We start from the raw sequence: 26,469 nt of genomic DNA, 5'->3' as shown, positions 1-26,469 counted from the left end.
GACTGTTTATAAATTTTCTTAAGCAGTATTAAGCATTGCCGCCTTCGGGCGGCATTTTCATGCCTAAATGGCGCGTGAAACGCACCGAAAGTTGCATTTTTTGCTGTCGATAAGGAGACTAGCACCCCTCCCCGTTACTTTACCTTCACTGCGAAGAGCCTTTCCCATGCGTCTAAACGCCGATTTTAGCCACTTTGCCTGTGTTACCCCGGAAGAGTATCAGTGGGTCGATTCCCCCAGTGCCGGGGTCGAGCGCATGATGTTTGACCGAATTGGTGATGAAGTTGCCCGCGCGACCAGCCTTGTTCGCTACGCGCCCAATACGCAGTTCGAGCGCCATACCCACGGCGGCGGCGAAGAAATTTTGGTCCTGGAAGGTGTGTTCGCCGATGAGCATGGGCGCTACGCGGCGGGCAGTTACCTGAGGAACCCCATCGGCACCGGCCATACGCCGCAGATTGGTGAAGAAGGCGCGCTGATTTTTGTCAAACTGCATCAGTTTGACCCTAACGATACGCTACAGCTGGCGGTGCCTGCTCACCGACTGCCCTGGCAGCCAGACCGGCGCCCGCGCATTGCCTACAAGATGCTGCACACCTACAAGCAGGAGCGCACCAGCCTGGAGCGCTGGTCGGCGGGCACCTCGATCGCCTACCCGACCCTGCTGGGTGGGCTGGAGTTTTTGATTCTTGAAGGCAGCCTGAGCGATAGCGAGCAGAGCTACACGGCGGGCACCTGGTGTCGCTACCCCAGCGGCGCAGCGCCTGCACTCACCGCCGGTGAAAATGGCGTGATGATGTACCTCAAACGGGGGCATCTACCGCCCGCTTGAGGTTAGGCTTAAGCTTAGGTTCGGGACAAGCCCAGAAATGGCAATAGTGTCAGGGCCGCAATCAGTCCCACCGCTAACAGTACTAGCACCACCTGCAGCGGGTGAGCGGCCAAGCGATGCCACAATGTTTCCGCGTCGCCCCGTTCAACCGCTGCTTGATGCTCACGCTGGACGCGCTCAAGGCGCTCCGCCTGATAGGCGTCTAGCGCGGCGATAGCCGCATCGTGCTGATGTGGATTACGTAGCCAGATAGCATCGACCCCCAGGCGGAAAAAGCCCGCCTGGGTTTCATAGGTATCAAAGCCATGGGCGGCCAACAGGTCACGCACCTCCATGGCCTCTTCGTCGGTAACGTGGCGCAGCCGGAACAGTAGTTCAGCCATTGGCGTGCCTCATGTGTCGCTTTTACCCGCCATCAAGTCTGCCTGTATCACTTCGATCCAGTAGCCATCCGGGTCTTTAACGAAGATAACATCTTTCATCTTGCCCTGATCCGCGCGTTTTACGAAGGTGACGTCGTGCTCGTCAAACCATGCCTGTGCCGCTGCCAAATCCGGCACGTTAAAGCAGATGTGCCCAAAGCCCTGAGGGTCGGCATTGCCATCGTGGTAGGTGAAGTCTTCCTGGTTTTCGGTGCCCCAGTTGTGGGTCAACTCTAATAGCCCTTTTTGGCTAAAGGTCCAGACAGTACGCGCTTCGCTCTCTTCCGGCACGCTGTCGCTCGACTCCACGTTGGCTAAAAAGTAGAGCGAGAACTGCATCTCTTCGAAATCCAGTCGCCGCAGCACCTGCATGCCAAACACCCTGGAGTAGAACGTCAGCGCCCGCTCGGGGTCTTTGACCCGCAGCATGGTGTGGTTTAAACGGAATCCTTGGGTTTGAGGCGGTGTATCGACGACACCAGGATGCTGCTCACCTTGAAAACTCATCACGCTCTCCTTTCGCTGATATGGGTCATTCACTCCGTATACCGTTTAACATGGGGGCTGGGGCGTCATATTTCCACCTATTCCCCTCGCCCCGGGCTTTACAGGGCCAACGCAGCCAAGGATAGTAATCGTTCGGCAGGGGCGCTCACCATTGTTCGCGAGCTGAGAAGAACCCTTTGAACCTGAACCGGATAACACCGGCGTAGGGAGTCGTGGTACCGCTTACCACCTCCCCGCCGGGAGGATGCTATGACCCTACCTCCGCTTGGCGATTACCTTGCAACGCTGCGCGCAGTGACACCGCTAGTCCATTGCATGACCAATTATGTTGCAATGAACAGCACGGCCAACCTGCTGCTAGCTACTGGCGCATCACCCGCAATGCTGCATGCTCCAGAGGAAGTGGCTGAGTTCACTACTATTTCTGCCGGGCTGTCGATCAACATTGGCACTATCTCTGCCCACTGGGCTGACGCCATGCTGACCGCCGCGGCCACCGCCGACCAGCTCTCGATTCCCTGGGTATTAGATCCTGTCGCCGTTGGTGCAACCCGCTATCGTCAATCGCTATGCGCGCGTTTGCTCGTTTTAAAGCCTAGCGTGATTCGGGGCAATGCCTCTGAAATTCTGGCGCTCAATGGGTTAGCCAGCCAAGGGCGCGGTGTGGACTCGACAGCTGCCGCCGACCAAGCCATAGACGCAGCGATAGCGCTAGCGCAAAAACATGGCTGCATTGTCGCGATGACCGGTGAAAGTGACTGGGTGACGAATGGCACACAGCATTACCGTATTAACGGTGGCCACCCCTTAATGCCCCGGGTCACAACGTTAGGCTGCGGCCTTAGCGCACTGGTCACCGCTTTTGTTGCGGCCAACCGCGAAACCCCGCTGGAAGCCACCGCCGCGGCGCTAGGCTGCTTTGCGGTCGCTGGTGAGCGGGCGGGTAGTACTGCTCAGGGCCCAGGCAGTTTTCAGGTCGCGTTGCTGGATGCGCTTTATCAACTTACCCCTGACGATCTCACTGCTCATACCCAGTTGGAGTCACTCCATGCCGTTTAATCTATCGCTTTATTTGGTCACCGACGCTGCGCTTTGCGACGATTATGGCCTAGAGCAGACAGTTGAAGCAGCGGTAAGAGGTGGTGTGACCATCGTGCAGCTACGCGATAAGCATGCCAGCGATAAACAGATGATTGCTCAAGCCCAGCGGCTAAAAGTACTGTTGGCAGGCACCGGTGTGCCGCTGATCATTAACGATCGTTTACAGGTAGCGCTAGAGAGTCAGGCAGATGGCCTGCATGTCGGTCAGAGCGATGCCGCTGTTCAGGAAGCACGCCGAGTGCTAGGTGAAAAGGCGATTATTGGTCTGTCGATCAATACCCTCGCTCAGCTCCAAGCGGCGCCCATGGCGTTAATTGATTACGTAGGCATTGGGCCCGTGTTTGCAACAGTGAGCAAACAGGACCACGCCCAGCCTATCGGCTTTGGCGGCTTGGCCACGCTGGTCAAGGCGTGCCCACTGCCCAGCGTGGCGATTGGCGGGTTGAAAGCTGAGCATGCCGTTAGCGTGCAGCGGGCAGGAGCGAACGGCTTAGCGGTGATTTCAGCCATTTGCGGCCAACCTGATCCTTTCCAGGCGGCACGCGCTTTTCAGGCATTTGCTGTGTCATGAACCAACTAGAGCATATCGTGGCTTTCGTGCGGGTGGCCGAGCTGGGTAGTTATACCCGAGCGGCTGAAGTACTCGATATCTCACGTACCCGCATCTCTCGTCAGGTCATGGCGCTGGAGGAGGCACTCGGGGCGCGGCTGATACAGCGTACTACGCGTCGCCTCCATCTCACTGAGGCTGGAGAGCGCTATTTAATGCGCGCCCAGGGGGTGCTACAAGCCCTTGATGAAGCCGCCGCCGAGGTTGGCCAAGGAACCAGTGACGTGCGGGGCCGTTTACGCGTGAATGGGCCCATGAGTTTTGGTACCCGCTACTTAGCGCCACTCGTCACCCAGTTTATGCTTGCCCATCCAGCGCTTGATGTGCGCTTGGATCTTAATGACCGTCGCGTTGACCTACTGGAAGAGGGCTATGACGTGGCGATTCGTATCGGCAGCCTGCCCGACTCCAGCCTAGTCGCACGCCGCCTGACTCGCTGCCGTTTACTGTTTTGTGCATCGCCAACATATCTTGACACCCACGGCGAACCCAGTAGCGTTAACGCCCTTACTGATCATCGCTGCCTGCGTTACCGCAGCGGCCAAAATAGCGCAGACTGGCAGCTACCTGCGCAGCCATTAGCCGTGCATGGCCCACTGGAGAGTAATAATGGTGATGTGCTGACCCAAGCCGCGGAAGCGGGCTTAGGCATCGCCCAACAGCCCAGTTTTTTAGTCACGGAGAGTATCGCCAGCGGGCGATTAGTGCCGATTTTAACCAACGTGCCAGCGGTGCGGCTCGACGTTCACGCGCTCTACCCTGCCCGGCGCTATCTGCCCGCTAAGGTGGAGCGCTTTATCGATCTGCTTGCCGAGGCGTGGGGAGATCCACCTATCTGGGAACGGGAGATTGGATTGTCGCCCCTTGCGCAACAGTGATGTGCATAACGCGCTGATTATCTCACCCTGACCCGGCTGTAAAGTAGCTTCATCAACCACACAGATGGAAGCTCCTCATATGACAACTCAATCATCACTTACGGCCACTCCCTCACTACAGCCTTATGCTATTACGCTTTTGCGTATCAGCCTCGGTGTTTTGGCCCTCGCTCATGGTTTGCTCAAAGTGTTTGTATTTACTGTACCGGGTACGGTCGGCTATTTTGAGTCACTGGGCTTGCCGGGGGTTTTAGCCTACTTAACCATCGCTGCTGAAGTGGGTGGCGGGGTAGCCCTTCTGCTCGGCGTGTACACTCGCTGGGTAAGCCTAGCACTGGTGCCAGTACTGCTGGGTGCCGCTTGGGTACATTTGGGTAACGGCTGGATGTTCTCGAATGCGGGTGGCGGTTGGGAATTCCCGGTGTTCTGGACGCTGGCCCTCATTACCCAAGCCGGTCTGGGAAGTGGCCACTGGGTGTTAAACCGTCGCTTCGCCTAACCTCATCTCCGGCGCTTGCTTCACCGCAAGCGCCGGTACTGCCGTGGAGATTACCCCATGTTACCTAGCCTATTTATTTCCCATGGTTCCCCCATGCTGGCACTGAATAAAACATCTGCCCATACGTTTCTGCGTGAACTTGGCAGTCAGCTCTCACCTAAAGCGGTGGTAGTAGTTTCGGCCCACTGGGAGAGCGACGAGCTACTGGTAAGTAGCAGCGCCAAACCAGAAACGATTCACGATTTTGGCGGCTTCCCAAGGGCACTGTATGAGTGCCAGTACCCTGCACCGGGCGAACCAGCGCTGGCCGAACGGTTGGCTGTGCTGTTGGGTGCAAAACGGGTAGCGCGCGGCTTCGACCATGGCGTTTGGGTGCCGCTCTCGTTGATGCTTCCAGACGCTAATGTACCCGTCGTTTCTTTATCGCTGCCGGTGCGCTGGAGCAATGCTGAACTTGTGGCACTGGGTGAGCGGCTGTCGGTATTTCGCAGCGAGGGGGTGTTGGTGATCGGCTCGGGCAGCCTGACCCATAATCTGTATGAACTGATGGCGCAAGATAGCCCAATGCCCGGCTGGGTAGATGAGTTTGCGCGCTGGGCACACGATAACCTGGTCGCCGATGACCGTGAAGCGCTGCTAAATTGGGAGAATGCCCCCAGCGCGCGGAAGAATCACCCCACCCCCGAACATTTTCAACCCTTGCTGGTCGCGATGGGCGCTGGCGGTAACGCTACCCAGTTACACCACAGCGTGGAACACGGCGTACTGGCGATGGACGTTTACCAGTTCGCTTAAGCGCTATGTTAAGCAGTAGGTCGGCGCTTCAGAGTAGTGCGGCGGTCGTGATACGCGACCGCCAACCCGCTGCCCATAATCAGTGCGCTGCCCACCCAGACCCAGAGGTCGGGCATTTCTCCCCAAAACCACCAGCCGAGGAGCACTGCCCAAAGCATCGCCGTGTAATCAAACGGGGCGGCAATGGCGGCAGGCGCATAACGAAAGGCCAGGGTTATGAAGGCGGTCGCCGCAACGCCGAGTACGCCAGAAGCCAAAAAACCTACCCAGTGCCACGGCTGAGGAGTTTGCCACACCCAAGGTAGCGTCAGGCCGGTGATCACTAAGGGGACAAAGGTCATGTAAAACAGCATTGCCCATAGGTGTTCACGGGCGCCGTAGCGGCGTGCCGTAATCATCATCAAAGCGTAAAAGAGCGCTGCCCCCACAAGTACCAAAGCGCCGACTTGAAATGCATCGCCGTTAGGACGAACCACTATTAGCACCCCTGCAAAGCCTACTAATGACGCGATAAGCACCGGTGGGTCGATTCGCTCTCCCAATAGTGGCACCGAGAGTAGCGTCACGAATAGCGGTGCCACAAAGGCGATTGCCGTGGCTTCAGCAAGAGGTAACAGCGTTAGGCCCCATACAAAGCAAACCATGGTGGCGGTATAGATCAAGCCTCGCAGGAGATGAACACCTGGGCGCTTAGTCTGCAGCTTACGCAAACCACCGGCAAAATGAGCAAGCAGCGCAATCATCGGCAGGGAGACTAGCGCACGAAAGAAAATAATCTGCAGCGGCGAATGAATTTCGCCTAACCATTTGGAAACGGCGTCCCCCAGGGCGAGAAAAAGAACGCCCATACACATGCAGAGTATGCCCTTCAGCGAGGTTGTCACCGCAATCTCCTTGTTCAATGGTTATTCAGTCATTGTTATTAGCGTAAAAAACAAAAACCCCGCCAGCTAGCGAGTGGCGGGGTGATATGTACCTGAGCCAGCTTGAGTGCGTGTTTAAGCGCGCCTCAAAAGTACTCAGTCAGCCTACAGGCTGGCGTTGACGACCATACAGTCCATGCCCTGAGAGTGCAGCTCACGACACGCTTGGCGCGCACGTTGCTCATCCAGCGCCATTAAGCGGGCGCGGTAAACCGGACTCTGGCCTTGTATGGTATCGACTGCGACACGACCCCTTAAGTTTTGGGCAATTCGCTGAGCCGCTTGCTGTGCCAGTTGGCGCGCCTGGGCCTCTTGGCTGAATGCGCCGACTTGAACACCCCAACCGCCGCCTGCGTTATTGGCAGAAGCTAGCTGGCGTTCGCGCTCAATAAAGGCTTGTAGCGGGTCTGCTTGTCGTGGTGCTGGCTCTACAGTGGGGCGCTGAATCGTCGCAATGTCAGAAAGCTGCTCTTCAAGGTCAACAGCGGGTGTTGACGGCGCGGCGGTCACAGTCCGCGAAAGGGGTGTTGTATCAACCACCGTTAACATTGGCTGAAGGGGCGCCGGGCCAGGAGGAGCAATCGGCTGAGCAGGAGACGCAAACGCCATAAATTCCTGAGAGAAAGTGGTGTCGGCCATCCAGGTTTGCTGGTCGCGAAGTGCCGCCCGCTGGAAGCCACGGTCTAGCAGGTTGGCCATATGGGTATCCCGGGATTGCGATGAAAAGCCGCCCATTACTACTGCCACTAAACGGCGATTACCACGAATAGCGGTGGTTGCTACGTTAAACCCGGAAGCGCGAATAAATCCCGTTTTTAAACCATCGGCACCTGGGTAATCACGGACTAGGCGATTGTGGCTAGTATGCCGCGTGCCGCGGTAAGTAAATTCTTGCAGGCCGAAGTAGTGGTAATACTGGGGGAAGTCCTGCATCACACGTACTGAAAGCGTTAGCATATCCCGCGCAGTGGTTACCTGGCCATCATCCGGCAAACCTGACGCATTACGAAAGGTAGTGGCATGCATGCCTAACTCACGCGCTTTGGTGGTCATCATTTGCGCAAATCGAACTTCGCTTCCGCCCAGCGCTTCGGCGACCACCGCAGCCACATCATTAGCAGAGCGAACGGCGAGAGCACGGATGGCAGTATCCACAGGGATAGAGCTTCCCGCTGCAAGCCACAGTTTGACCGCAGGCTTGGCAGCCGCATAGCGGGACACGGGCAAGGGTTCATCCAGACGAAGAGTTCCCGCTTCCAGCGCCTCGAAGGTCAAATAAAGTGTCATCATTTTGGTTAGCGATGCAGGATAGCGCTGATCGTCGATGTTTTCAGCGTAAAGTACTTCGCCATTGTCCAAATCAACCACAATGCCCGCATAACGTGGGTTGTCGGCCTGAACGCTGGTTAGCGTCGCCAGCATGAGCAGCAATATCATACTCAGTGACCATAACGCCGACGCTCCACTGACGCTTTTTACCCTCGCATACATACCTGCCCCTTGCTTGTTATCAATGCGCTGTGACTAATTCAGTATCTGACCACCATGCCACACTCCAGACGCAACGCAAGACTTTCGCCTGCCTGCATGGCAACGATGACTCGGCATAATAATAAGCCGAGTATAGGTTAATACTAAGTAAAATATACGCAGTGAAGCTGAGAAATAGAGAAGAAAACAGAGAACACAACATAAAAGAGCACTATAAAAAAAACCGACCCTCTAAGGGGTCGGTTTTCATTCGCTACCAAAGAAGCTTAGCGCAGAGCATTACTCTTCTGCAGCAGCTTCTTCAACAACCGGACGGTCAACTAGCTCAACGAACGCCATAGGCGCGTTGTCGCCGGTGCGGAAACCGCACTTGAGAATACGGACGTAACCGCCCGGACGCTCGGCATAACGCGGACCTAGTTCGTTGAACAGTTTGCCGACGGCTTCTTTAGAGCGCGTACGGGCAAATGCCAAACGACGGTTTGCAACGCTATCCTGCTTAGACAAGGTGATCAGCGGCTCGATAACGCGACGCAGCTCCTTGGCTTTCGGCAGGGTTGTCTTAATGACTTCATGTTCGACCAGCGAGACAGACATGTTCTTGAACATGGCCTGACGATGCGAGCTGGTGCGATTCAGATGACGACCACTCTTACGATGACGCATGGTTGTAATTCCTTACCAAACTGGGACTCAAGTCGACGCTCACGCGGAGGCCTTGTCGTCCTTCAGGCTTGCCGGTGGCCAATTTTCCAACCGCATGCCAAGGGACAAGCCGCGAGCTGCCAATACATCTTTGATTTCATTCAAAGACTTTTTACCGAGATTCGGTGTCTTCAACAGCTCCACTTCTGTGCGCTGGATAAGATCACCGATGTAATAAATATTCTCGGCTTTAAGGCAGTTCGCGCTGCGAACGGTCAACTCAAGATCGTCTACGGGGCGCAATAGAATCGGATCAACATGATCCTCTTCCTCTTCGACTTCCTGTTCTTTATCAGCTTCCAGGTCGACGAAGGCGGCCAGCTGCTCTTGCAGGATGGTCGCACTGCGACGGATAGCCTCTTCCGGATCCAGGGTACCGTCGGTTTCCAGATCGATAATTAGCTTATCGAGGTCGGTACGCTGCTCAACACGAGCGGCTTCAACCGAGTAGGAAACACGGCGGACAGGGCTGAAGGTGGCATCCAGCTGCAGGCGGCCAATGGCACGTGACTCTTCATCAGAGCCGCGCGCGTCAGCCGGTTCGTAGCCACGACCCAGCGCTACCTTAAGCTGAATTTTCAGCTCGGCACCTTCATTGACATGAGCAATGACGTGGTCCGGGTTGACGATTTCGACGCTATGATCAAGCGCAATGTCGCCAGCGGTGACGACGGCTGGGCCCTGCTTGTTCAGCGTGAGCACCGCCTCATCGCGGCTGTGCATCTTGATCGCAACATCTTTCAAGTTCAGGAGGATTTCAATGACATCTTCCTGCACCCCTTCGAGCGCACTGTATTCATGCTCAACGCCGGCGATTTCAGCCTCTACCACGGCACAGCCGGGCATAGACGAAAGCAGAATGCGACGCAGTGCATTCCCCAGGGTGTGACCAAAGCCACGCTCGAACGGTTCGAGCACGATTTTGGCGTGATGTGCGCTGATTTCTTCGACCTTGATGTCGCGAGGGCGAAGAAACTCTGTCACTGAACGCTGCATATGAACACCTTTCAGGCTGCCAAACGGATACTTGGTACTCGGTAAGATCTGGCGCTGGCGTTAAACCAGCACCAGATCGACAAGAAACAGAAAACTGCTTACTTGGAGTACAGCTCGACGATCAGGTTTTCGTTGATGTCGGCAGACAGGTCACCGCGTTCAGGCAGAGCCTTGAAAGTGCCTTCCATCTTCTTGGCGTCGATTTCGATCCAAGCGATATCGCCACGGTTTGCCGCAATGGACAAAGCGCTTTGAATACGTGCTTGGTTTTTCGCCTTTTCGCGAATGGAAACAACGTCACCCGGCTTCACTTGATAGGAAGCAACGTTAACGGTGCGGCCGTTCACGGAAATCGCCTTGTGGCTGACCAGCTGACGCGCTTCAGAGCGAGTCGAGCCGAAGCCCATGCGGTAGACGACATTATCCAGTCGGGATTCGAGCAACTGCAACAATACTTCACCAGTCGCGCCTTTCAGGCGAGCGGCTTCTTTGTAGTAGTTACGGAACTGTTTTTCGAGTACGCCGTACATGCGACGTACTTTTTGCTTCTCGCGAAGCTGCAAGCCGTAGTCTGAAAGACGTTGACGACGCTGGCCGTGTACACCCGGGATCTGCTCGGATTTACACTTTTTCTCGAAGGGAGTCACACCACTCTTTAAAAAGAGGTCTGTGCCTTCACGACGAGACAATTTGCACTTCGGTCCAATATAACGGGCCATGAATCTGTCTCCTTAAACGCGGCGTTTCTTCGGCGGACGGCAGCCATTGTGGGGAATGGGCGTCGCGTCTACGATGCTTTGCACGCGGAAGCCGGCGGCGTTCAGTGCGCGCACGGCGGATTCACGACCGGGACCTGGGCCTTTAACCAGTACGTCTACGTTTTTCACACCATACTCGGCTGCAGCAGTTGCTGCACGTTCACTTGCCACTTGAGCAGCGAACGGGGTGCTCTTGCGAGAACCACGAAAACCCGAACCACCGGCAGTCGCCCATGAAAGAGCGTTGCCCTGGCGGTCTGTGATCGTCACGATCGTGTTGTTAAAAGAGGCATGGATATGCGCAATTGCGTCCACTACCTGCTTTTTAACCTTTTTACGGTTACTACGCGGGTTAGCCATGTTGATGTCTATTCCTGTCTTTACGCCAGAACGTGCGTGTTATTTGCGGATCGGCTTACGCGGGCCCTTACGGGTGCGCGCGTTAGTCTTAGTCCGCTGACCACGCAGCGGAAGACTACGACGATGACGCAGACCACGGTAGCAGCCTAAGTCCATGAGACGCTTAATGTTAAGCGTAACATCACGACGAAGGTCGCCTTCTACGGTGTACTTGCCAACTTCAGAACGCAGGGTGTCGACTTCTTCAGAAGACAGGTCCTGGATCTTGGCATTCATGGCAATACCGGCAGCAGCACAGATGTGCTCAGCACGGGTACGGCCAATCCCGAAGATATAGGTCAGCGAGATCGCCGCATGCTTGTTGTCCGGGATATTGACGCCTGCAATACGGGCCATCAGCTTACTCCGAAATTTGAGCGGCTTGCTCGTTTATTCATCTACAAAAGGCGCAACAGCATACCCCTTTAGTTGCCCTAAGGCAAGGGGTATGCTGGCACCCGCTTAATACAACCCAGGCTATTAACCCTGGCGCTGTTTGTGCCGAGGTTCGCTGCAGATGACGCGGACAGCGCCATTGCGACGAATGATCTTACAGTTACGGCACATTTTCTTTACGGAAGCTCGAACTTTCATCGATCTTTCTCCAAAAACCGGCTCGCGGCACGCCCCCTCACTATGTTAATAGGGGTGGACGGCGCCTTAGCGCATGATACCGCCGCTACCGTAGCCTTTCAGGTTGGACTTCTTCATCACTGAGTCATACTGATGCGACATGAGATGCGATTGCACCTGGGCCATGAAGTCCATGATGACCACGACTACGATTAACAACGAGGTACCGCCGAAAAAGAACGGCACGTTCCACGCCACAATCAAGAACTGGGGCATCAAGGAAACCGCAGTGATATACAAGGCACCGAACAGGGTCAGACGTGTCATGACCTTATCGATATAGCGAGCGGTCTGCTCGCCGGGGCGAATGCCCGGCAGGAAAGCGCCTGACTTTTTAAGATTGTCAGCCACATCCTTGGGGTTGAAGACCAGCGCTGTGTAAAAGAAGCAGAAGAATACCACTGCCGCCGCGAAAAGCAAGATGTAAAGCGGTTGACCTGGACCTAATGCCTGAGATGCACGCTGCAACCACTCCATACCTTCACCGGCACCTACCCACTGACCAATAGAGGCCGGGAAGAGCAGAATACTGGAGGCAAAAATCGCCGGAATAACACCGGCCATGTTGACCTTCAAAGGCAGGTAGCTGCTTTGCCCTGCATACATCTTATTGCCCACTTGACGCCTTGGGTAGTTAACTTTGAGACGGCGTTGGCCGCGCTCGATGAAAACCACAAAGGCGACAGTCGCAATACCTAACGCTGACAGCGCTAACAGCGGCAGAACATTCCAGGCCCCTTCATTACGGGCAAGCTCGAAGGCTTGGCCCACGGCACTGGGTAGTCCAGCGACAATACCAGCGAAGATCAACAGCGAAATACCATTGCCGATGCCCTTCTCGGTAATCTGCTCACCTAGCCACATCATAAACACCGCACCCGATACAAACGTGATCACGGCGGTGAAATAGAAGCTAAGGTCAGCGCTGTACGCGATGCCTTGGCTAGCCAGACCGACGGACATGCCGGTAGCCTGGACAAATGCCAGTATCACCGTGCCGTAGCGGGTGTACTGGCTAATCTTGCGGCGGCCAGCCTCACCCTCTTTCTTGAGTTGTTCAAGATGAGGGGAGACCGCAGTCATGAGCTGCATGATAATCGACGCCGAAATATAGGGCATAATACCCAGGGCGAGGACGCTCATGCGCTCCAGGGCGCCACCCGAGAACATGTTGAACATGCCAAGGATGGTGCCCTGTTGCTCCCTAAACAAGGCAGCAAGCTGGTCAGGATTGATACCGGGAACGGGAATGTGGGCACCAATACGGTACACCACGATGGCGAGGAGCACGAAGCGCAAACGCGCCCACAGTTCACTCAGACCGCTGCCCATCGCCGGCATTTTTCCTGACTTGGCCATTTAGTCCTCTACCTTGCCGCCAGCGGCTTCGATCGCTTCACGGGCACCTTTGGTGACCTTGATTCCGCGAACGGTAACCGCTGTTTTCAGTTCGCCAGAAAGGATGATCTTCGCGTGTAGCGTAGAGTCCTTCAGCACGTTGGCTTCTTTCAAAGATGCCATGGTGACTTCGCCACCGGCAACTTTAGCAAGTTCAGCCAGGCGTACTTCTTCAGAGACCAGAGACTTTGCAGACGTAAAACCGAATTTCGGTAAACGACGCTGCAAAGGCATCTGACCGCCTTCGAAACCGGGCTTAACACTGCCGCCACTACGTGACTTCTGACCTTTGTGACCACGGCCACCGGTCTTACCAAGACCGGAACCGATGCCACGACCAACACGCTTTGCGGCGTGTTTGGAGCCCGGAGCCGGGCTTAGGTTATTGAGTTTCATGGATTACTCTCCCTCAACGCGCACAAGGTAAGTTACCTTGTGGATCATGCCGCGTACGGCAGGGGTGTCTTCCAGTTCAACCGTATGACCGATGCGACGCAGGCCCAAGCCTTTCATAGTAGCCTTGTGCTTGGGCATAATGCCGATGGTGCTGCGGATCTGGGTAACCTTGATCGTTGCTGCCATGGTGCCTTACCCCGTGATCGCTTCGACAGACAAACCGCGCTTAGCGGCAATGTCTTCCGGTGCTTGCATGGCGGAGAGACCTTTAACAGTCGCTCGAACCACGTTAACCGGGTTGGTGGAACCGTAGCACTTGGCCAGTACGTCGTGGACACCGGCAAGCTCTAGTACAGAGCGCATGGCGCCACCGGCGATGATGCCGGTACCTTCGGAAGCCGGCTGCATATACACCTTGGAAGCACCGTGACGGGCTTTTACCGGGTACTGCAGCGTGTGGCCAGCGAGGTTCACCTTGACCATGTTGCGACGAGCTTGATCCATCGCTTTCTGGATAGCGACAGGCACTTCACGCGCCTTGCCACGTCCGAAACCGACACGACCTTTACCATCACCAACGACGGTCAGTGCGGTGAAGCCGAAAATACGACCACCCTTGACCACCTTGGCGACGCGGTTGACCTGCACTAACTTCTCTTGCAGATCACCGCTTTGCTGTTCGTTCTTCGCCATCGTAAAACCCTTTAGAATTCCAGGCCGCCTTCACGTGCGGCGTCGGCCAGCGCCTTGACGCGGCCGTGATACTTAAAGCCAGCACGGTCGAAGGCCACCTGGGTGATGCCTGCTTCTTTAGCGCGTTCGGCAATCAGAGCACCCACTTTAGAGGCGGCATCTGAGTTACCGGTCGCACCCTCGCGCAGCGCTTTGTCCAGCGTAGAAGCACTGGCTAGCACTTTGCCACCATCCGGCGAGATAATCTGCGCATAGATGTGACGCGGGGTACGGTTGACGCACAGGCGATACACGCCCAGCTCGCGGATCTTGGCGCGAGCGCGGCGGGCACGACGGAGACGAGATTCTTTCTTCGCGTTCATAACCCTGCCTTACTTCTTCTTGGCTTCTTTGCGACGCACCTGCTCGTCGGCGTACCGTACACCCTTGCCTTTATACGGCTCGGGCGGACGGAAAGCGCGGATTTCCGCGGCGCACTGACCGAGCTGCTGCTTGTTCGCGCTTTTCAGCACGATCACGGTGTTTTTCGGCGTTTCCGCTGAGACACCTTCAGGCAGTTCGTAGTCGACCGGGTGCGAGAAGCCCAGTGAAAGATTGAGCGTCTGGCCCTTAGCTTGGGCACGATAACCGACGCCAACAATTTCGAGGGTTCGTGTGAAGCCCTCTGATACGCCCGTCACCAGGTTCTGAACTAAGGCGCGGGTAGTACCGGCCATGGCCCAGCTCTTGGCAGATTCGCTCGGGGCGAAGGTCAGCTGTCCATCTTCATGATTCACCACTACATCAGAGTGGATAGTCATAGATAGTGTGCCTTGGCCGCCTTTGGCGGTCAGCTGGTCAGCATTGAGTTTAACATCAACGCCGGCAGGCACTTTAACCGGATATTTCGCTATGCGGGACATTCCAGCCTCCTAGAATACGGTGCAGATGACTTCGCCACCGACACCCGCTTGGCGCGCGGCACGATCGGTCATGACACCATTTGACGTGGTGACAATCGCGATACCAAGACCATCGGCGACCTTAGGCAGGTTGTCCTTGCCCATATAACGGCGCAGGGACGGCTTGGAAACCCGCTGAATGTGCTCAATAACCGGCTTACCCTCAAAGTACTTGAGAGTCACGGTTAGCTCAGGCTTAACGCCCTCCGCTACCGTAAAGTCGGCAATGTAGCCTTCTTCCTTTAGCACTCGGGCCACTTGCACTTTCAGCTTGGAGGACGGCATGGTTGCCGTCTCCTTGGTGGCCATCTGCGCATTGCGGATACGAGTAAACATATCCGCCAGAGTGTCTTGCATGCTCATTTAATGTGCGCTCCTGATGAATCTACGTGGCGTTACCAACTGGACTTTTTGAGTCCAGGAACGTCGCCACGCATGGCGGCTTCACGCAGCTTGTTACGGCCGAGGCCGAACTTGTTGTAAAAACCGTGCGGACGACCGGTGATACGGCAGCGGTTACGCTGACGCACCGGGCTTGAGTCGCGCGGCAATTGCTGCAGCTTCAGCGTCGCCTCGAAGCGGTCTTCCTCAGAAGTATTCACGTCCGAGATGATTTTCTTGAGTTCAGCGCGCTTGGTCGCATACTTCGCGACCAGCTGCGTACGCTTAAGCTCACGCTCTATCATACTTTTCTTAGCCATGATCCCAGCCCTATTTCTTGAACGGGAAGTTCAGCGCGGTTAGCAGCGCACGACCTTCCTCGTCGGTTTTGGCGGTCGTAGTGATAGTGACGTCCAACCCCCGGATGCGATCGATTTTATCATACTCGATCTCCGGGAAGATGATCTGCTCACGCACACCCATTGAGTAATTGCCACGACCGTCGAAAGACTTCGGGTTGAGACCACGGAAGTCACGCACGCGAGGAATCGCAATATAAACCAAACGGTCCAAGAAGTCCCACATACGCTCAGCGCGCAGAGTTACCTTGATGCCGATTGGCCAGCCTTCGCGCACCTTAAAGCCCGCGATGGACTTACGTGCTTTGGTCACCAACGGTTTCTGACCAGAGAGCTTCTCTAGATCGCCGATGGCATTGTCGATCAACTTTTTATCGTTGACCGCTTCGCCGATACCCATATTCAGAGTCACTTTCGTGATCCGTGGTACCTGCATAACGTTGGCATAGCTGAACTCTTCTTTGAGTTGAGCTGCTACCTCGTTTTGATAACGTTCTTTCAAGTTCGCCATTTTGCTACCCGACTCGCGTTAGGCGTCGATCTGCGTCTGCGTCGACTTGTAGATACGTACCTTGGTACCGTCTTCCTTCACTTGGAAGCCGACGCGATCCGCCTTACCGGTCTCCGAATTGAAGATGGCTACGTTGGACGCGTGAATCGGAGCCTCACGCTCGACGATACCGCCCTGATTACCCGCCATGGGATTTGGCTTGGTGTGACGTTTAATCATGTTCACACCGGACACCAAGAAGCGGTTTTCTAATACCCGCTTAACGGTGCCACGTTTGCCTTTATCCTTCCCGGCGATGACGATGACTTCATCGTCACGTTTGATCTTTTGCATATCCGCCTCGCTCCTTACAGCACTTCAGGCGCTAAGGAAATGATCTTCATGAACTTTTCATTACGAAGTTCACGAGTCACCGGCCCAAAAATACGGGTACCGATGGGCTGTTCGTTGGTGTTATTCAACAAAACTGCCGCATTTCCATCGAAACGGATGAGCGAACCGTCGGGACGACGGACGCCACTACGGGTCCGGACCACGACCGCTTTGAGCACCTGGCCTTTTTTGACCTTGCCACGCGGAATCGCTTCCTTAACCGTGACCTTGATGATATCACCAACGCGAGCGTAGCGACGGTGTGAACCGCCCAACACCTTGATGCATTGCACCCGGCGCGCTCCGCTGTTGTCGGCGACATCCAGCATTGTCTGAGTCTGAATCATCGGTTTTCTCCAAACCTAATCTGACTGCACTGATTGGCAAGCCTCGGGATTAACCCTTAGCGTGATCAACCACCTCGACTAGCGTCCAGGCTTTCTTTTTGGAAAGCGGACGGCATTCCTGAATGGAAACCGTATCGCCTGCCTTAGCCTGGTTCGCCTCATCATGGGCGTGCAGCTTGGTGGAGCGCTTAACGTATTTTCCGTAGATCGGGTGACGCTCGCGTCGCTCGATCATAACGACGATGGACTTGTCCATCTTGTCGCTCACCACTTTACCGGTGAGCGTACGCTTTGTGTTTTCTTCGGCCATCTCAATCACCTGCCTTCTCGTTGAGCAAAGTCTTAACGCGAGCAATATCGCGACGGACCTGCTTGAGCAGATGAGTCTGGCTCAGTTGGCCTGTGGCCTTCTGCATGCGCAGGTTAAACTGCTCGCGGAGTAGTTCGAGGAGTTGCTCCTGGAGCTCTCCAGCGGACTTTTCACGAATTTCCTGGGCTTTCATCACATCACCGTCCGTTTCGCAAAGGTGGTGGATAAGGGCATTTTCTGTGCGGCAAGCTCAAACGCTTCACGAGCGAGCTCTTCCGACACGCCTTCAATTTCATACAGGACCCGACCCGGTTGGATCTGGGCAACCCAGTACTCAACAGAACCTTTACCTTTACCCATACGAACTTCGAGCGGCTTCTTGGAGATCGGCTTATCAGGGAAGACGCGGATCCAGATTTTACCGCCACGCTTTACGTGACGTGTGATCGCACGACGGCCTGCTTCGATCTGACGCGCAGTAATGCGGCCGCGACCAGTAGCTTTAAGGCCGTATTCCCCGAAGCTGATCTTGCTTCCGCGATGCGCCAGGCCACGGTTGCGGCCTTTCATCATCTTGCGGAATTTCATACGCTTGGGCTGTAACATCGACTCGCTCTCCCCTTACCTGGAACCTTTCTTCTTGGGCGCGTTGCCGGCAGGCTGTTGTTTAGCCTTGGCACGTACTTCCTCGATACCGCCGAGGATTTCACCCTTGAAGATCCACACTTTGACGCCGATAACGCCGTAGGTGGTGTGAGCTTCGTAAGTGGCGTAGTCGATATCCGCACGCAACGTGTGCAGCGGAACGCGACCTTCGCGGTACCATTCGGTACGTGCGATTTCAGCGCCACCAAGACGACCTGACAGCTGAATCTTGATGCCACCAGCGCCAAGACGCATTGCGTTCTGTACCGCGCGCTTCATAGCACGACGGAACATCACGCGACGCTCAAGCTGACCCGCTACGTTAGCAGCGACTAGCTTGGCATCCAGCTCCGGCTTGCGAACTTCTTCGATGTTCACATGCACGGGGACACCCATCATCTGGGTGAGATCGCGACGCAAACGGTCGACATCTTCACCTTTCTTACCAATCACGATACCCGGACGGGCAGTGTGAATGGTGATGCGGGCGTTATTCGCCGGACGCTCGATGTGGATGCGGCTAACGGAGGCGCTTTTAAGACGCTCTTCCAGGAAGCTACGCACTTCGAGATCGTTATTGAGCTTATCGGCGTAAGCGCCGCGCTCAGCATACCAGACAGAAGCATGGTCTTTGACGATGCCCAGTCGAATGCCTGTTGGATTGACTTTCTGACCCATCGGTCGACTCCTACTTCTCGGCTACCTTGACGGTGATGTGGCACGTGCGCTTCAAGATACGATCCGCACGCCCCTTGGCACGCGGCTTGATACGCTTGAGCGTCATGCCCTCATCGACGCAGATGGTCGAGACACGCAGCTCGTCAATATCCATGCCGTTATTTTCTTCCGCATTCGCAATCGCGGATTGCAGCACCTTCTTAACCAGCTTGGCAGCCTTCTTCGGTGAGAAGGTCAGCAGGTCGAGTGCCTCGGCGACAGGTTTACCGCGCACCTGGTCAGCCACCAAACGGGCCTTCTGGGCGGATAAACGAGCGCCAAGCAGCTTAGCTGTGACTTCCATCTCTCAATCCTCTCTGGCTTACCGTTTGGCTTTTTTATCCGCTGCATGCCCGCGATAAGTGCGAGTAGCAGCGAATTCGCCCAATTTGTGGCCAACCATTTCCTCGGAAACATGCACCGGGACGTGTTGGCGACCATTATGGACCGCGATAGTGAGGCCTACCATATTGGGCAGGATCATAGAACGACGCGACCAAGTCTTGATCGGTTTGCGATCGTTCTTCTCCACTGCAGCCTCTACCTTCTTCAAAAGATGAAGGTCAATGAAGGGACCTTTCTTTAGTGAACGTGGCACAGCCGTTACCTCTTAATGTCTTGGCAATTTAGATCAACGCGTCTTGTTACGACGACGAATGATCAGCTTGTCGGTGCGCTTGTTCTTACGCGTCTTGTGACCCTTAGTCGGCACGCCCCATGGGGATACCGGGTGACGACCACCACTGGTGCGGCCTTCGCCACCACCGTGCGGGTGATCGACTGGGTTCATCGCGACACCGCGAACAGTCGGACGCACGCCTCTCCAGCGCTTCGCACCGGCCTTGCCAAGTTGACGCAGGCTGTGCTCAGAGTTGCTCACTTCACCCAATGTCGCGCGGCACTCGGCCAACACTTTACGCATTTCGCCAGAGCGAAGACGCAGGGTGGCATAGTTACCTTCACGAGCAACCAACTGGGCGCTTGTACCGGCACTGCGAGCAATCTGCGCACCTTTACCCGGCTTGAGTTCGATGCAGTGCACCGTAGAACCCAACGGGACGTTACGCAGCGGCAAGGCATTGCCTTTCTTGATTGACGCGTTAACACCAGATTCCAGCACGTCACCCGCGCTGACACCTTTCGGTGCAATGATGTAACGACGCTCACCATCGGCATACTTCAGCAGTGCAATGTGCGCACTGCGATTGGGATCGTGCTCCAGGCGCTCAACGGTGGCAGGAATGCCATCTTTGGTGCGCTTGAAATCGATCAACCGATAGTGGTGACGATGACCACCGCCCACGTGGCGGGTGGTGATACGACCGTAGTTATTCCGGCCGCCGGACTTGGACTGTTTTTCTAAAAGCGGTGCATAAGCACGACCTTTAAACAGTTCCTCGCCAACGATCTTGACGACGTGGCGACGACCGGCGGAAGTGGGTTTGGTCTTGACGATTGCCATTATCCGTACTCCTGCCCTTATTCGGCGCCAGAGAAGTCTTCGAGCGTTTCACCCGCAGCCAGGGTCACATACGCTTTGCGGTAACCCTTACGCAGGCCAACGCCGTTCGCAGTACGCTTTGTTTTACCCTTCATGTTCAGAACCTGAACACTACCGACCTTTTTTCCGAAGAGTGCTTCAACGGCTTTTTTGATCTCGGGCTTGGTAGCATCAGATGCCACCTTGAAAACGTACTGGTTGCGCTCGGCTGCCATCGCGGCCTTTTCGGTCACGTGAGGCCCAAGCAGAACCTTAAATACGCGTTCCTGGTTCATGCCAGCTTCTCCTCGAATTTACGCAGGGCGGAGACGGTAATCAGGACCTTATCAAAGGCTACCAGGCTTACCGGGTCAGCTGCCGCGACATCCACCACGTCAACGTGGGGAAGGTTGCGTGCGGCCAGATAGAGCTTCTCGTCAATTTCTTCAGTGACGATCAACACTTTTTCAAGGTTGAGCTCTTTCAGCTTGGCAGCTACCTGCTTGGTCTTAGGCGCATCGACGACGAACTCTTCAATGGCGACTAAACGCTCTTGACGTACCAGCTCAGATAAGATGGAGCGCATCGCTGCACGGTACATCTTGCGGTTAACCTTCTGGGTGTAGTCTTGCGGACGCGCCGCGAAGGTTACGCCACCACTACGCCATAGCGGAGAGCGGATGGTACCGGCACGTGCACGACCGGTGCCTTTCTGACGCCACGGTTTTTTACCACCACCACGAACGTCGGAACGACTCTTTTGTGCGCGAGTTCCCTGGCGTCCAGCTGCCAAATAGGCAGTGACAACCTGGTGAACGAGCGCTTCGTTGAATTCTTTGCCAAAAGTGGCGTCGGCTACTTCAACGGTACCCGTGCCTGCAGCAAGATTCAGATTCATTGGTAATTATCCCCTTCAGCCTGCTTTCACGGCGCTGCGAACGATAACGTCACTACCGGGAGCACCCGGCACGGCGCCTTTGATCAGCAGCAGGTTACGCTCGGCGTCGACACGGACGATCTCAAGGCTTTGAACGGTGCAACGGGCGTTACCCATTTGACCGGCCATCTTTTTGCCTTTAAAAACGCGACCCGGAGTCTGACACATGCCGATAGAACCCGGCGCGCGGTGCGACAGAGAGTTACCGTGAGTCATGTCTTGGGTACGGAAATTCCAGCGCTTAACAGCACCCTGGAAGCCTTTACCCTTAGAGGTGCCAGTCACGTCAACCATTTGACCAGCTTCGAAGAGGGATACAGTGATTTCGCCGCCCACTTCTGGAATTGTTTCGCCTTCTGCAAGACGAAATTCCATCAGCGCACGACCAGCTTCAACACCCGCCTTGGCAAACTGACCCGCTTGCGCTTTGGTGAGGTGCTTAGCTTTGCGAGAGCCAGATGTGACCTGAATCGCTGCGTAACCGTCAGAGTCGACGGACTTAACGCGTGTAACACGATTAGGATCAACTTCAATAACGGTTACGGGCACGGATGCGCCGTCTTCGGTAAAGACACGGGTCATCCCGGCCTTTTTACCGACTAAACCGATAGTCATACTCAGTCTCCTATAGTGTACGGGGCTATCACCCGCTATGGCTGCCCTTTCCAGAGCATTCCACTAGCACATTGTATGGCGCCTCACGGCGCGGCGGCTGCTGCTCATACTAGCTTCTTACAAGAAGCGACGAGCGCTGGGCCGCAAAGTGACTAGTGTAATTAGTTGAGCTTGATTTGCACGTCAACGCCTGCGGCGAGATCGAGCTTCATCAATGCATCAACAGTTTTCTCAGTCGGCTCAACAATGTCGAGCACACGCTTGTGCGTACGAATCTCATACTGGTCACGCGCATCTTTATTGACGTGCGGCGAGATCAGAATGGTGTAACGCTCGCGGTTGGTCGGCAGCGGAATCGGTCCACGAACCTGAGCACCAGTACGCTTAGCGGTTTCAACAATCTCCGCTGTAGACTGATCGATCAGGCGATGGTCGAAAGCTTTCAACCGAATGCGAATCTTTTGGTTCTGCATTTGCCCTAAACTCCAATGGATGTCGACGGCGCGAGCCGTCTACCCACGCATTCAAAGGATGCGCATTATAGGCACGCCATTAGCACATGTCAAACATTTGCTGATGGTGCGCAGAAAAGGGGGCTCATCAGAGCCCCCTTCATCATTCAAGCACGTAGCTTACTTGACGATTTTGGCCACAACGCCAGCACCGACAGTACGGCCGCCTTCACGAATAGCGAAGCGCAAGCCTTCGTCCATTGCGATCGGAGCGATCAAGGTAACAACCATCTGAACGTTGTCACCCGGCATGACCATTTCAACACCTTCCGGCAGTTCACAGGTACCTGTTACATCGGTGGTACGGAAGTAGAACTGGGGACGGTAGCCCTTGAAGAAAGGCGTGTGACGACCACCCTCTTCTTTGGACAGTACGTAAACTTCTGCTTCGAAGGTAGTGTGCGGGTTGATGGTGCCCGGCTTGGCCAATACTTGACCACGCTCGACGTCATCACGCTTAGTACCACGCAGCAGGGCGCCAACGTTCTCACCGGCACGACCTTCGTCGAGCAGCTTACGGAACATTTCAACACCGGTAACGATCGTTTTGGTGGTGTCGCGGATACCCACGATTTCCACTTCTTCGCCCGCTTTAACGATGCCGCGCTCTACACGACCGGTAACAACAGTACCGCGGCCAGAGATAGAGAACACGTCTTCGATCGGCATCAGGAACGGCTGGTCGATAGCACGCTCCGGCTCAGGAATGTACTCGTCCAGAGCTTTGATCAGATTAGCAACAGCAGTAGTACCCATGCCGTTCTCATCTTCACCGTTCAACGCCATCAGCGCAGAACCAGTGATGATCGGCGTGTCGTCGCCCGGGAAGTCGTACTGGTCTAGAAGTTCACGAACTTCCATCTCTACCAGTTCGAGCAGCTCTTCGTCATCGACCATGTCCGCTTTGTTCAGGAACACAACGATGAACGGTACGCCAACCTGACGAGACAGCAGGATGTGCTCGCGAGTTTGCGGCATCGGGCCATCTGCGGCAGAACATACCAGGATCGCGCCGTCCATCTGCGCAGCACCGGTGATCATGTTCTTGACGTAGTCAGCGTGTCCTGGGCAGTCAACGTGAGCGTAGTGACGCTCTTCAGACTGATATTCCACGTGAGAAGTAGCGATTGTGATACCGCGCTCGCGCTCTTCAGGAGCGTTATCGATGGTATCAAACTCACGCCAGTCGCCGCCGAAAACCTCAGCAGACACGCGGGTCAGAGCCGCAGTCAGAGTCGTTTTACCGTGGTCGACGTGACCAATGGTGCCGACGTTGACGTGCGGTTTGGAACGTTCAAATTTTTCCTTAGCCACTGCTATAACCTCTTTACGTTAGCTAACGGTTAACCGTTTTGATTGATGACGGCTTCAACGACGCTGGAGGGCGCCTCGTCGTACTTCGAGAACTCCATAGAGTAGCTCGCACGGCCCTGGGTTTGTGAGCGCAGATCGGTTGCATAACCGAACATCTCGCCCAGTGGCACCGTCGCACGAATGACTTTACCAGAAGAGGAGTCATCCATACCCTGCACCAGGCCGCGACGACGGCTCAGGTCACCCATGACGTCACCCATAAATTCTTCGGGGGTCACGATTTCGACCTTCATCACCGGCTCCAGCAGCACGGCCTTGGCCTTCCTGGCACCTTCTTTTACTGCCATAGAAGAAGCAATCTTAAACGCAGTCTCGTTGGAGTCCACGTCGTGGAAGGAGCCGTCGAACAGCGACACTTTAACGTCGATCATCGGGTAACCCGCGATGACGCCGTTTTTGAGCTGCTCGTAAGCACCCTTCTCAACCGCGGGAACGTATTCCTTCGGAACCGCACCACCCACGATTTCAGAGTTGAATTTGAAGAAGATTTCATCTTCGCCTTCACCCTTTTCTTCTTTAGTCAGCGGCTCGATACGCAGCCAAACGTGACCATACTGACCACGACCACCGGACTGACGTACGAACTTGCCTTCTTGCTCGATGCTGCCGCGAATAGTCTCGCGGTAGGCAACCTGAGGCTTACCGATATTGGCTTCAACCTTAAACTCGCGACGCATACGGTCAACAAGGATATCCAGGTGAAGCTCACCCATACCAGAGATAATCGTCTGGCCGGTTTCTTCGTCGGTTTTAACCTGGAAAGAGGGGTCTTCTTGAGCAAGCTTGCCCAGAGCAACGCCCATCTTCTCCTGGTCAGCCTTAGACTTAGGCTCTACGGCTACCGAGATAACCGGGTCCGGGAATTCCATGCGCTCGAGAACAATTTTGTTATCGATGTCGCACAGGGTATCACCCGTGGTGACGTCTTTCAGACCGATACAGGCAGCAATATCGCCCGCCAGAACCTCTTTGATCTCTTCGCGTGAGTTGGCGTGCATCTGAACGATACGACCAACGCGCTCTTTCTTCTGTTTGACGGAGTTATAGACACCGTCACCAGATTTCAGAACACCGGAGTAGACGCGGATAAAGGTCAGCGTGCCAACGAAGGGGTCAGTCGCGATTTTAAACGCCAGGGCTGCAAACGGTGCACTGTCATCAGCCTCACGGGTATCAACGGTGCCGTTTTTATCGTCGAGCTCACCTTCGATCGCCTTAACTTCTGTCGGCGAAGGCATGAATTCGATAACGCCATCCAGCACTGCCTGAACACCCTTGTTCTTAAACGCAGAACCACAGGTAACCAGAACGATATCGTTAGCCAGGGTGCGCGCGCGCAGACCGGCCTTGATCTCTTCAATGGTTAGCTCGCCGCCTTCAAGGTACTTCTCCATCAGCTCGTCAGAACCTTCGGCAGCTGCTTCGACCATCTCTTCGCGGTACTTTTCTGCTGTTTCTTGTAGCTCAGCAGGAACATCCACGAGGTCATAGGTCATACCCAGACTTTCTTCATCCCACAGGATGGCTTTCATCTGAATAAGGTCGATAACGCCCTTAAAGTCCTCTTCCGTGCCCCAGTTAATCTGGATCGGCACAGCTTTGGCACCCAGACGCTCTTTCAACTGGTCAACGACCATGAAGAAATCAGCGCCGGTACGGTCCATCTTGTTGACGAAGACCATACGCGGAACTTCGTACTTGTTAGCTTGGCGCCATACGGTCTCGGTCTGCGGCTGAACGCCGGAAGAGCCGCACAGTACAACGACCGCGCCATCAAGTACGCGCAGCGAACGTTCAACTTCGATTGTGAAGTCAACGTGCCCTGGGGTATCGATAATGTTAATGCGATGCTCAGGGAACTGCTTGTTCATGCCCTGCCAGAAACAGGTCGTAGCAGCGGAGGTAATAGTAATACCACGCTCCTGCTCCTGCTCCATCCAGTCCATGGTCGCAGCACCGTCATGCACTTCGCCCACTTTGTGGGAAAGGCCGGTGTAGAACAGTACACGCTCAGTCGTCGTGGTTTTACCCGCGTCAACGTGAGCGACGATACCGATATTACGATAGCGATTTAGTGGAGTCTTGCGTGCCACGGTGAAACTCCCGTTTGTTGGCGATGCTCGTTAATTTAGCGGCGTATGCAAGCGAGGCTTATGCGACCGCCGCCACCCCTGCAGGGTAGCGGGTATTGCAACAGAGCGACTCAGCAAACACTTCGCCATGCTGAACAACGTGCATATAAAAACCATAAAGCCGTACTTAGAAACGCCGTGCTTAGAAACGCCGATTTTAGAAACGGTAGTGCGAGAAGGCCTTGTTGGCTTCTGCCATGCGATGCACGTCTTCGCGCTTCTTAACGGCAGAACCTTTGCCTTCAGCGGCATCCAGCATTTCACCTGCCAGACGCTGCACCATGGTTTTCTCACCGCGACGACGCGCCGCGTCTACCAGCCAGCGCATTGCCAGCGCTTGACGGCGAGACGGACGTACTTCAACCGGCACCTGATAGGTCGCACCACCAACGCGGCGCGACTTCACTTCGACCATCGGCTGGATAGCTTCCAGCGCCTTGTCGAAGATCTCCAGCGGATCTTCTTTACTACGCTCGGCAACCTTGTCCAACGCACCGTAGACGATACGCTCAGCTATGGACTTCTTGCCGCTGACCATCAGGTGGTTCATGAACTTTGCCAGACGCTCACTTCCAAACTTAGGATCCGGAAGGATGTCGCGTTTCGCTACTACTCTTCTTCTAGGCATGATAAGCCCTCAATTAAGGATCTTTCAGGTAAACCCGGAACTCATGCGCTTGCAACGAGGCAAAGCGCCGCCCGACCTTACTCTTATCAGACCGTCAAATTCGCGATAATCGTTACTCAGCACACCCAGCAAGCTCGGCAGTGCTGTACAGCTATCCTACAACTAAGAACTT

Annotated in this window: 41 protein-coding genes and 1 riboswitch; of the genes, 6 read left to right on the top strand and 35 right to left on the bottom strand. The window is 55.2% G+C overall.

The window, feature by feature from the left end; translation table 11 throughout:
• Nucleotides 1–166 precede the first annotated feature (166 nt).
• Nucleotides 167–832 (top strand): cupin domain-containing protein, encoded by a 666-nt coding sequence (locus tag AC5TBW_RS00980; RefSeq protein ID WP_495510307.1) that lies wholly within the window; start codon nucleotides 167–169, stop codon nucleotides 830–832.
• Between the two features lie 14 nt (nucleotides 833–846).
• Here the strand turns inward: AC5TBW_RS00980 and AC5TBW_RS00975 are convergent, their stop codons facing one another.
• Together AC5TBW_RS00975 and gloA are read right to left on the bottom strand one after the other, a co-directional pair.
• Nucleotides 847–1,215: a DUF6164 family protein gene (locus AC5TBW_RS00975; protein WP_495510306.1), complete on the bottom strand. Its 369-nt coding sequence runs from the start codon at nucleotides 1,213–1,215 to the stop codon at nucleotides 847–849.
• Between the two features lie 9 nt (nucleotides 1,216–1,224).
• Nucleotides 1,225–1,761: a lactoylglutathione lyase gene (gloA, locus tag AC5TBW_RS00970; RefSeq protein WP_495510305.1), complete on the bottom strand. Its 537-nt coding sequence runs from the start codon at nucleotides 1,759–1,761 to the stop codon at nucleotides 1,225–1,227.
• 127 nt (nucleotides 1,762–1,888) lie between these two features.
• Nucleotides 1,889–1,987: riboswitch (TPP riboswitch) on the top strand.
• A 23-nt stretch (nucleotides 1,988–2,010) separates the two neighbouring features.
• Here gloA and thiM point away from each other — a divergent pair.
• From thiM to AC5TBW_RS00945, 5 genes are all read left to right on the top strand, one after another.
• Nucleotides 2,011–2,820: a hydroxyethylthiazole kinase gene (gene thiM / locus AC5TBW_RS00965; RefSeq protein ID WP_495510304.1), complete on the top strand. Its 810-nt coding sequence runs from the start codon at nucleotides 2,011–2,013 to the stop codon at nucleotides 2,818–2,820.
• Nucleotides 2,810–3,433 (top strand): thiamine phosphate synthase, encoded by a 624-nt coding sequence (gene thiE, locus AC5TBW_RS00960; RefSeq protein ID WP_495510303.1) that lies wholly within the window; start codon nucleotides 2,810–2,812, stop codon nucleotides 3,431–3,433. Before thiM ends, thiE begins: the two co-directional genes overlap by 11 nt.
• Nucleotides 3,430–4,350 carry a LysR family transcriptional regulator gene (locus AC5TBW_RS00955; RefSeq protein WP_495510302.1) on the top strand — a complete coding sequence of 307 codons (921 nt, stop codon included), beginning with the start codon at nucleotides 3,430–3,432 and terminating at the stop codon, nucleotides 4,348–4,350. Before thiE ends, AC5TBW_RS00955 begins: the two co-directional genes overlap by 4 nt.
• Before the next feature lie 64 nt (nucleotides 4,351–4,414).
• Complete coding sequence (locus AC5TBW_RS00950; protein ID WP_495510301.1) at nucleotides 4,415–4,849, top strand: DoxX family protein; 435 nt, start codon at nucleotides 4,415–4,417, stop codon at nucleotides 4,847–4,849.
• A gap of 57 nt (nucleotides 4,850–4,906) precedes the next feature.
• Entirely contained in the window at nucleotides 4,907–5,644 is a 738-nt protein-coding gene (locus AC5TBW_RS00945) for a DODA-type extradiol aromatic ring-opening family dioxygenase (protein WP_495510300.1), read from the top strand.
• 8 nt (nucleotides 5,645–5,652) lie between these two features.
• Here AC5TBW_RS00945 and AC5TBW_RS00940 read toward each other — a convergent pair whose 3' ends face one another.
• From AC5TBW_RS00940 to rpsG, 33 genes are all read right to left on the bottom strand, one after another.
• Complete coding sequence (locus tag AC5TBW_RS00940; RefSeq protein WP_495510299.1) at nucleotides 5,653–6,528, bottom strand: DMT family transporter; 876 nt, start codon at nucleotides 6,526–6,528, stop codon at nucleotides 5,653–5,655.
• Between the two features lie 144 nt (nucleotides 6,529–6,672).
• The gene (locus AC5TBW_RS00935; RefSeq protein ID WP_495510298.1) at nucleotides 6,673–8,004 is read right to left on the bottom strand and encodes a D-alanyl-D-alanine carboxypeptidase family protein; all 1,332 of its coding nucleotides are present in this window, start codon (nucleotides 8,002–8,004) and stop codon (nucleotides 6,673–6,675) included.
• A 333-nt stretch (nucleotides 8,005–8,337) separates the two neighbouring features.
• The gene (rplQ, locus tag AC5TBW_RS00930; protein ID WP_008959150.1) at nucleotides 8,338–8,724 is read right to left on the bottom strand and encodes a 50S ribosomal protein L17; all 387 of its coding nucleotides are present in this window, start codon (nucleotides 8,722–8,724) and stop codon (nucleotides 8,338–8,340) included.
• Between the two features lie 39 nt (nucleotides 8,725–8,763).
• On the bottom strand, nucleotides 8,764–9,759 hold the full coding sequence (locus AC5TBW_RS00925) for a DNA-directed RNA polymerase subunit alpha (RefSeq protein ID WP_009288137.1): 996 nt from the start codon (nucleotides 9,757–9,759) through the stop codon (nucleotides 8,764–8,766).
• 98 nt (nucleotides 9,760–9,857) lie between these two features.
• The gene (rpsD, locus tag AC5TBW_RS00920; protein ID WP_008959152.1) at nucleotides 9,858–10,478 is read right to left on the bottom strand and encodes a 30S ribosomal protein S4; all 621 of its coding nucleotides are present in this window, start codon (nucleotides 10,476–10,478) and stop codon (nucleotides 9,858–9,860) included.
• Between the two features lie 12 nt (nucleotides 10,479–10,490).
• Nucleotides 10,491–10,877: a 30S ribosomal protein S11 gene (gene rpsK / locus AC5TBW_RS00915; RefSeq protein WP_007111985.1), complete on the bottom strand. Its 387-nt coding sequence runs from the start codon at nucleotides 10,875–10,877 to the stop codon at nucleotides 10,491–10,493.
• A 39-nt stretch (nucleotides 10,878–10,916) separates the two neighbouring features.
• Complete coding sequence (rpsM, locus tag AC5TBW_RS00910; protein WP_007111986.1) at nucleotides 10,917–11,273, bottom strand: 30S ribosomal protein S13; 357 nt, start codon at nucleotides 11,271–11,273, stop codon at nucleotides 10,917–10,919.
• 123 nt (nucleotides 11,274–11,396) lie between these two features.
• Nucleotides 11,397–11,510, bottom strand: a complete 114-nt coding sequence (gene rpmJ / locus AC5TBW_RS00905; protein ID WP_008959154.1) for a 50S ribosomal protein L36 — start codon at nucleotides 11,508–11,510, stop codon at nucleotides 11,397–11,399.
• A 66-nt stretch (nucleotides 11,511–11,576) separates the two neighbouring features.
• Nucleotides 11,577–12,908, bottom strand: coding sequence for a preprotein translocase subunit SecY (secY, locus tag AC5TBW_RS00900; RefSeq protein WP_495510297.1), 1,332 nt, complete (start codon nucleotides 12,906–12,908; stop codon nucleotides 11,577–11,579).
• A complete protein-coding gene (rplO, locus tag AC5TBW_RS00895) occupies nucleotides 12,909–13,343 on the bottom strand; it encodes a 50S ribosomal protein L15 (RefSeq protein ID WP_008959156.1) in 435 nt (144 codons plus the stop codon).
• Between the two features lie 3 nt (nucleotides 13,344–13,346).
• Nucleotides 13,347–13,529, bottom strand: coding sequence for a 50S ribosomal protein L30 (gene rpmD / locus AC5TBW_RS00890; RefSeq protein ID WP_008959157.1), 183 nt, complete (start codon nucleotides 13,527–13,529; stop codon nucleotides 13,347–13,349).
• A gap of 6 nt (nucleotides 13,530–13,535) precedes the next feature.
• A complete protein-coding gene (rpsE, locus tag AC5TBW_RS00885) occupies nucleotides 13,536–14,036 on the bottom strand; it encodes a 30S ribosomal protein S5 (RefSeq protein ID WP_078089853.1) in 501 nt (166 codons plus the stop codon).
• 11 nt (nucleotides 14,037–14,047) lie between these two features.
• Nucleotides 14,048–14,398, bottom strand: a complete 351-nt coding sequence (rplR, locus tag AC5TBW_RS00880; RefSeq protein WP_008959159.1) for a 50S ribosomal protein L18 — start codon at nucleotides 14,396–14,398, stop codon at nucleotides 14,048–14,050.
• Between the two features lie 9 nt (nucleotides 14,399–14,407).
• Nucleotides 14,408–14,938, bottom strand: a complete 531-nt coding sequence (gene rplF / locus AC5TBW_RS00875; protein ID WP_495510296.1) for a 50S ribosomal protein L6 — start codon at nucleotides 14,936–14,938, stop codon at nucleotides 14,408–14,410.
• A 9-nt stretch (nucleotides 14,939–14,947) separates the two neighbouring features.
• Nucleotides 14,948–15,340, bottom strand: a complete 393-nt coding sequence (gene rpsH, locus AC5TBW_RS00870; protein ID WP_495510295.1) for a 30S ribosomal protein S8 — start codon at nucleotides 15,338–15,340, stop codon at nucleotides 14,948–14,950.
• A gap of 32 nt (nucleotides 15,341–15,372) precedes the next feature.
• Nucleotides 15,373–15,678 carry a 30S ribosomal protein S14 gene (rpsN, locus tag AC5TBW_RS00865; protein WP_008959162.1) on the bottom strand — a complete coding sequence of 102 codons (306 nt, stop codon included), beginning with the start codon at nucleotides 15,676–15,678 and terminating at the stop codon, nucleotides 15,373–15,375.
• A gap of 10 nt (nucleotides 15,679–15,688) precedes the next feature.
• Nucleotides 15,689–16,228, bottom strand: coding sequence for a 50S ribosomal protein L5 (rplE, locus tag AC5TBW_RS00860; RefSeq protein WP_007111995.1), 540 nt, complete (start codon nucleotides 16,226–16,228; stop codon nucleotides 15,689–15,691).
• Nucleotides 16,229–16,246: 18 nt separating this feature from the next.
• The gene (gene rplX, locus AC5TBW_RS00855) at nucleotides 16,247–16,561 is read right to left on the bottom strand and encodes a 50S ribosomal protein L24 (RefSeq protein WP_007111996.1); all 315 of its coding nucleotides are present in this window, start codon (nucleotides 16,559–16,561) and stop codon (nucleotides 16,247–16,249) included.
• A gap of 14 nt (nucleotides 16,562–16,575) precedes the next feature.
• The gene (gene rplN / locus AC5TBW_RS00850) at nucleotides 16,576–16,947 is read right to left on the bottom strand and encodes a 50S ribosomal protein L14 (RefSeq protein WP_008959163.1); all 372 of its coding nucleotides are present in this window, start codon (nucleotides 16,945–16,947) and stop codon (nucleotides 16,576–16,578) included.
• 49 nt (nucleotides 16,948–16,996) lie between these two features.
• A complete protein-coding gene (rpsQ, locus tag AC5TBW_RS00845) occupies nucleotides 16,997–17,257 on the bottom strand; it encodes a 30S ribosomal protein S17 (RefSeq protein WP_495510294.1) in 261 nt (86 codons plus the stop codon).
• 1 nt (nucleotide 17,258) lies between these two features.
• The gene (gene rpmC, locus AC5TBW_RS00840; protein ID WP_007111999.1) at nucleotides 17,259–17,450 is read right to left on the bottom strand and encodes a 50S ribosomal protein L29; all 192 of its coding nucleotides are present in this window, start codon (nucleotides 17,448–17,450) and stop codon (nucleotides 17,259–17,261) included.
• Nucleotides 17,450–17,863, bottom strand: coding sequence for a 50S ribosomal protein L16 (gene rplP / locus AC5TBW_RS00835; RefSeq protein WP_007112000.1), 414 nt, complete (start codon nucleotides 17,861–17,863; stop codon nucleotides 17,450–17,452). The genes rpmC and rplP overlap by 1 nt, the downstream gene beginning before the upstream one ends.
• Nucleotides 17,864–17,878: 15 nt before the next feature.
• Entirely contained in the window at nucleotides 17,879–18,580 is a 702-nt protein-coding gene (gene rpsC / locus AC5TBW_RS00830; RefSeq protein WP_009288141.1) for a 30S ribosomal protein S3, read from the bottom strand.
• 10 nt (nucleotides 18,581–18,590) lie between these two features.
• Nucleotides 18,591–18,923 carry a 50S ribosomal protein L22 gene (gene rplV, locus AC5TBW_RS00825; protein WP_007112002.1) on the bottom strand — a complete coding sequence of 111 codons (333 nt, stop codon included), beginning with the start codon at nucleotides 18,921–18,923 and terminating at the stop codon, nucleotides 18,591–18,593.
• A gap of 18 nt (nucleotides 18,924–18,941) precedes the next feature.
• Nucleotides 18,942–19,217, bottom strand: a complete 276-nt coding sequence (gene rpsS / locus AC5TBW_RS00820) for a 30S ribosomal protein S19 (RefSeq protein ID WP_009098993.1) — start codon at nucleotides 19,215–19,217, stop codon at nucleotides 18,942–18,944.
• Nucleotides 19,218–19,250: 33 nt separating this feature from the next.
• Entirely contained in the window at nucleotides 19,251–20,081 is an 831-nt protein-coding gene (gene rplB / locus AC5TBW_RS00815) for a 50S ribosomal protein L2 (RefSeq protein ID WP_008959166.1), read from the bottom strand.
• Nucleotides 20,082–20,098: 17 nt separating this feature from the next.
• Nucleotides 20,099–20,395 carry a 50S ribosomal protein L23 gene (rplW, locus tag AC5TBW_RS00810; RefSeq protein WP_008959167.1) on the bottom strand — a complete coding sequence of 99 codons (297 nt, stop codon included), beginning with the start codon at nucleotides 20,393–20,395 and terminating at the stop codon, nucleotides 20,099–20,101.
• The gene (rplD, locus tag AC5TBW_RS00805; RefSeq protein WP_176303387.1) at nucleotides 20,392–20,997 is read right to left on the bottom strand and encodes a 50S ribosomal protein L4; all 606 of its coding nucleotides are present in this window, start codon (nucleotides 20,995–20,997) and stop codon (nucleotides 20,392–20,394) included. Before rplD ends, rplW begins: the two co-directional genes overlap by 4 nt.
• Nucleotides 20,998–21,012: 15 nt before the next feature.
• Entirely contained in the window at nucleotides 21,013–21,651 is a 639-nt protein-coding gene (rplC, locus tag AC5TBW_RS00800) for a 50S ribosomal protein L3 (RefSeq protein ID WP_240718646.1), read from the bottom strand.
• 161 nt (nucleotides 21,652–21,812) lie between these two features.
• Nucleotides 21,813–22,124, bottom strand: coding sequence for a 30S ribosomal protein S10 (gene rpsJ / locus AC5TBW_RS00795; RefSeq protein WP_007112007.1), 312 nt, complete (start codon nucleotides 22,122–22,124; stop codon nucleotides 21,813–21,815).
• A gap of 159 nt (nucleotides 22,125–22,283) precedes the next feature.
• Nucleotides 22,284–23,477, bottom strand: a complete 1,194-nt coding sequence (gene tuf, locus AC5TBW_RS00790; protein ID WP_101147113.1) for an elongation factor Tu — start codon at nucleotides 23,475–23,477, stop codon at nucleotides 22,284–22,286.
• A gap of 29 nt (nucleotides 23,478–23,506) precedes the next feature.
• On the bottom strand, nucleotides 23,507–25,630 hold the full coding sequence (fusA, locus tag AC5TBW_RS00785; protein ID WP_495510293.1) for an elongation factor G: 2,124 nt from the start codon (nucleotides 25,628–25,630) through the stop codon (nucleotides 23,507–23,509).
• 196 nt (nucleotides 25,631–25,826) lie between these two features.
• Complete coding sequence (gene rpsG, locus AC5TBW_RS00780) at nucleotides 25,827–26,297, bottom strand: 30S ribosomal protein S7 (RefSeq protein ID WP_008959172.1); 471 nt, start codon at nucleotides 26,295–26,297, stop codon at nucleotides 25,827–25,829.
• Nucleotides 26,298–26,469 lie beyond the last annotated feature (172 nt).

This window comes from Vreelandella sp. ssv, from assembly GCF_059448525.1.
Note: the sequence above shows the minus strand (reverse complement) of the source record. Positions and strands in the feature narration are given on the sequence as shown.